6 protein-coding genes and 1 pseudogene are annotated in these 4,722 nt (G+C 50.5%); 2 read left to right on the top strand and 5 right to left on the bottom strand.

Translation table 11 applies throughout. The features are described from left to right. Positions 1–200: 200 nt before the first annotated feature. Positions 201–347, bottom strand: a pseudogene (locus OQK_RS31655) (lysis protein); the annotation flags it as partial. A gap of 448 nt (positions 348–795) precedes the next feature. On the opposite strand from OQK_RS31655, the gene OQK_RS30175 reads away from it, so the two are divergent. Continuing rightward, positions 796–1,461 (top strand): hypothetical protein, encoded by a 666-nt coding sequence (locus tag OQK_RS30175; protein WP_157221933.1) that lies wholly within the window; start codon positions 796–798, stop codon positions 1,459–1,461. Here OQK_RS30175 and OQK_RS23265 read toward each other — a convergent pair. Then, a complete protein-coding gene (locus OQK_RS23265; RefSeq protein WP_016774522.1) occupies positions 1,396–1,914 on the bottom strand; it encodes a lysis system i-spanin subunit Rz in 519 nt (172 codons plus the stop codon). The two genes, OQK_RS30175 and OQK_RS23265, sit on opposite strands and share 66 nt — an antisense overlap. Further along, on the bottom strand, positions 1,914–2,336 hold the full coding sequence (locus OQK_RS23260; RefSeq protein ID WP_016774521.1) for a cell wall hydrolase: 423 nt from the start codon (positions 2,334–2,336) through the stop codon (positions 1,914–1,916). The genes OQK_RS23265 and OQK_RS23260 overlap by 1 nt, the downstream gene beginning before the upstream one ends. Positions 2,337–2,524: 188 nt before the next feature. Here OQK_RS23260 and OQK_RS23255 point away from each other — a divergent pair, with 188 nt between their 5' ends. Next, entirely contained in the window at positions 2,525–3,967 is a 1,443-nt protein-coding gene (locus tag OQK_RS23255; RefSeq protein ID WP_024012766.1) for a hypothetical protein, read from the top strand. 17 nt (positions 3,968–3,984) lie between these two features. Here the strand turns inward: OQK_RS23255 and OQK_RS28920 are convergent, their stop codons facing one another. Beyond that, positions 3,985–4,359, bottom strand: coding sequence for a hypothetical protein (locus OQK_RS28920; protein ID WP_016774519.1), 375 nt, complete (start codon positions 4,357–4,359; stop codon positions 3,985–3,987). 3 nt (positions 4,360–4,362) lie between these two features. Beyond that, positions 4,363–4,722: hypothetical protein (locus tag OQK_RS31650; RefSeq protein WP_038861626.1), on the bottom strand; the 360-nt coding region annotated here is incomplete at its 5' end.

Here is a 4,722-nt window from a genome sequence, read left to right as displayed (position 1 = left end):
ATGTCATGCAAGCCCTTGATATTCATGGTGCCCGAAGCCGGAACCTAATTAATCGGCAAAACGCCAATAATCATTACCTTCCGCACAAGCAACTCCGCTCTGATGTACTGATCCGTGTACTAATTAATCGACATCAGCGAACTGGCTATCCAGATACGAATCCTCAACGGAGACAGCCCGTTCAAAGACCCCTTCCCTCATCAGCGCGAAACTGACCGAACGTAATCTTGGCATGCCTGCAGTGCAATCAATCCCCGATCACCGCTGTCGGTGATGGCGATAAATCGTTGAGCATGCGCTAGTTCAACTTTGGCTCGTATGGGGTCATGAACCACGACGCCGGTGCCCGGCGGTGGCATGCACTATCTTTCCTCAGCCACTGCCTAGGATGGGTCGCTTTTCCTCGAAAAATCAGCCCGTAAAATGAAAATTGCGGAAAAAAAAAGCCTCGCACATTATCCTTCTCAAGAACACCTTTGCGGCGCCCTCAACCCGGCATAGCCTTAAATAAAATTGATCTAGGTAGGTGGAATATCTATGGCAAAAAAAAATCAATTCAAGAGTTCTTGTGTCTTTTGTGGGGGAAAGTCGCCATCCGACGAACATGTTTTCCCTCAATGGCTTGGAAAAAGGTTGAATTACCCTTGCGATCAATCAATACAGAGACGACGCGTGGCAAGGTACATCGATGGCGAGCTATCTTACAATAATTTCGAAAAATCAACGAGGAATCACATAAGCTCCAAAACCACTCGAAAAATCTGTAAAGAGTGCAACAATGGCTGGATGGGTAAAATGGAGAACGACTTGGTTCCCATTTATGAGAAGGCCTTAAATTCCAAACTTAACCTAAGCCAAGATGAACAGTTGAAATTAGCGAGCTGGGCCTACCTGCTTGCTCTGAAATGGGACTTGATGGAAACCAAAATTTCGGGCTACCACCACGAACATTACGATGAGTTCTACCATAATAAAACTCCATCCAAAAATACAAAAATATGGATCGGTTTTAGTGGCGACGACCAGATTGAATGCTTCCATCGAACATGCGTCATTACTAATGACGTTAACAATCTTCCTCCACCAAACATTCGAAGTACAACCCTAAAAATTGGACCAATTGTATTTTACGTCCTAACGGACACATCAGACTCGTCAGAGTTTTTAGGGTCAGCCAATACAAAATCACCCCACAAACTTCAACAAATGCATCCATACATTAAAACGATAGACGACGTATCCACTCCATTCTCAATACTCAGATACATGGAAATGCACACCCTGACCAAAACGTGCGGCATGCAACATGATACTGAGCTTGCCAAAGCGCTTCTAGGACAAGATTATGCAACTTATGCTAGTTCAATTTCCACATTAGTCTTTAGTCAGCATGACTCATGGGCGCTGCAAACTCTTAGACAAGTCGCGGACATAGGCTTGACAGGCCCGCAACGCGATTAATCCTCGGTCGCCCTCATCGGTGATGGCGATAATTCGTTGAGCATGCCCTGGGTCAAGTCGGGCGCGTACGGCTGCGTGATCCACGCCGCCGGCGCCGGCGGTGGCAGACACTGAACAGCGACTGGCTGAATCCGCGTCGAGGAGGACTGACAGCCGCAAATCAGAAGTGGCAAGGCGATCGCGCAGGCGAGCCTGATCGTTTTGTGCATTGGTCATGTTCTCGAAATGGGTTTTCTCGCCGGCCGCCAGCTTCTGCTCGAGCGCGAAGCGCTTGTCCTGCTCAGCTTGTCGCGCGGTGGCGCCGACCATAGTCAGTTCATTGAGAGTTTCGGCGCTCAGCCTGGCCTGCTCGGCAAGTTGCTGGCCATAGCGCCAGTCCTGAAACTGCCAAGCGCTGCCAAAGCTGGCGAGGACGAGCGCCAGCGCGCCAACAACCTTCCACGGCAGCGCCATCATGGAACGTCCTTGAAGAAGACGTGGCCGCCCAGACGAAGAGTCTGCTTTGCCTTCGCTGCCCAGGCCGGTGCCTTGATGCTGGTCGCGTAATAGTGCGTGGCGCCGTCGGTAGGATCCGGCACCTTGCCGTCGATCACCTGGTCAGCCGCGATCCGGCACTGCGCCAGCTCGCGGAACGGGATCTGCTTCACGCCGATCAGGAACTGATAGTTCGGGTCGGTCTTGTTCCAGCAGCTGAACTGCCACGGCTTTTGGCACACGCCGGCGTAGCCCTCCCCCCACCACGACTTCTCCTTCCCATCGAATACGCGGTTGCGGATCGTCCAGGCCACGGCGATCTGGCCGGCGGTTCCTTCGCCGCGCGCCTCGCCCCACAGCGTACGCGCGAGGATGTCTCGGTCTGTTTCAGTGACGCTCATAACGTTTCTCCTGGCAGAGATTGCCGCAACGGTTTTGTCTTGTAAGGACGAATGCGTGGAGCGATAGCATCCACGCTCACTTCATCGCAATTGATGTAGAATCGCGCAACTTTTCCATCACTCGATAAGCACGAAATCAAACCCCGGCGAAGAGTTACGTCTGAAGCGCGGAATAAAAATGGTGACACATGAACCAAATGACACATGATTTTTCGATACGGCGCGGTAGAAAAGCGTTGCTTCTTCGACATCAACAGATAGCGGCCTTTATAGCGACAACACTTATATTTCTTACGCTGCACAAAATTATGGGTGTTGCTGTCTTCCCGTGGGACTCTGGCAATTACTGGAAACTTAGCAGCATTGACAACTTACTAAACTTTCCAAAGACCATAAGAGGATACTTCTATCCAGCGCTGCTATCTCCAGCCAGATATGCATCAGACACATTTGACGCCTTAGGTTATTTTCCTTATAGAATTATTACATCCGTCGTATATGGGTACTTCTTCGCCATTTTAATTCCTAAATTTTATTTGCAGCTATTTGGCGGCCAGGTATCATTCGGGCGACGACTGATCACGCCTCTGCTTGTGGCGGTGCTATTTCCCGGCGTGATTGTTTATCCACTGAGCGATCTGCCTGCTTTGGCTCTGATGGTATGCGCGTCAATTTGCGTGCTATCTTCCGCATGCACAGCTGGCGCGTTCAAACGTTACGCCCTATTGGTGCTTTCGGGAATACTTGCCTATGGCGCTTATAACAGTAGATCTATATACCTTTTCCCGGCCGGACTATTGGCAATTGGTCTGCCATTCATCATTTTCGTTAAGAGCGGTGTTCGCATTAGAGTGTTTGCCACAATTGCCTTTCTCATTGGTGCGGCAGTTGCCAGCATACCTCAAGTAGCGATTAATTATAAGAATGAAAACTCGCTCTCGCCGCTACTGATTACTACATCACTCTACAATCGCTCATTATTCGCGAACCAGTTACTATGGGGTATTACGTTACAGCGCTACGAAACCTCGATTGATAAAAACTCGCCAGGCCCAGAGGTTTTCTACTTAGACAGGGCAGGAGAAAAGCTATTCACCAAGAATAATATTGGAGCCAGTGCATTCGAGTTAGAAACCTATTTAAGACTGGTAATAAGCAACCCTCTCGATTTCTTAGGAATCTACGGTAGACATATTATCAACGGACTCGATCTACGCGATGGCGAGGTATATACCAAAACATCATTAAAAAACAGGGACGCTTTCGCCCTATTAAGTTTTTTGGTTCTTTTCGCAGGATTGTCGGTAATTGTACTCAATAGAACCACGAATCGCCCCGAGACCGACCAGCAACATAGCCCTTTATTTTGGAGCCTCGTGCTCTTGCTGCCGGTCGTTGCCGTAATTCCTGGAGCTGTTGAAAGCCGTTTCTTCCTCGCGGCTCACCTTTCAGCCTATTGCGCTCTCGCCTACAGCAGTGATTTTGACGCGATTAAAAGTCTCCTACGGAGACACTGGCTAGTGGTTAGCATTGCGCTAATAATTTCGGCGACGCTGTTTTTTTCTATATCTACTACGACCCAGGCTGGCATACAGCATACTTACCCACCGCTTTATAGAGGCCAGTGGTAAAGTCAAATTTGTAATTATCAAACGTGCTTGATGATATCTGGATCAGGCCGAGTGGGGCGGAAGGATCCATCCGGGAAATTCAAAGATCCTTCCTTCCAGCTACTAAGCTGACCTCGATATCTGAGCCACGCTTTACGAGTACCGCCGAGGAGATCCGCTGGAGGCACATCAGCCTCCGCCTCCTCGAGAGCCTCAAGTTGCCGAGCAGTCGCGGAAAGCTCCTCGCTTCGCCAAGCTCCTTCCGATGCAGCCTTTCCGGCTAAAATTCCGATCTCTTCAAGCTTTGTCAGGAGCCACTTTGGCAGCTCCTCAACCAGAGTCTCGTCGTCTTCCAGAACCATGGTTGCGCTGACCGAGCGAAGCTGGCCGTCTGCTTTTATTGCGTAGGGCATATATCACCTCTCGAACAGGTATCCGTTCGCGTAGACGTTGAACAAGGCATTTGCCGCGCCGTCGTGGCGCCACTGGAATGACTGCGTGCTGCTGAGCGCAAGGTCGCAGCTATAGGCGCCACCGGCCAGAACGAAATAGCTGTGCGAGGACGAAGACACCGGTGCCTGAAGGTCAGGGTTACCCAGTCGGGCATTCGAGTCGGTAGCACCGTTCGCGAAGAGGCAACTCAGATGCGTCGCAGTGACGGGCACAACAGGTAGGCAGCTGACGGTTTGCGCGACATTGACCGCGCCAGAAACGAGTAGGAACGGGGCACTGAACAGGTTTTCCCAATACCAAACACGGCCGTCCACGTGTGTGAA

Origin of the sequence: Pseudomonas sp. R62 (assembly GCF_000257605.1) — a bacterium.
Classification (GTDB): Bacteria; Pseudomonadota; Gammaproteobacteria; order Pseudomonadales; family Pseudomonadaceae; genus Aquipseudomonas; species Aquipseudomonas atacamensis.
This window is presented reverse-complemented; position numbering and strand designations above follow the sequence as displayed.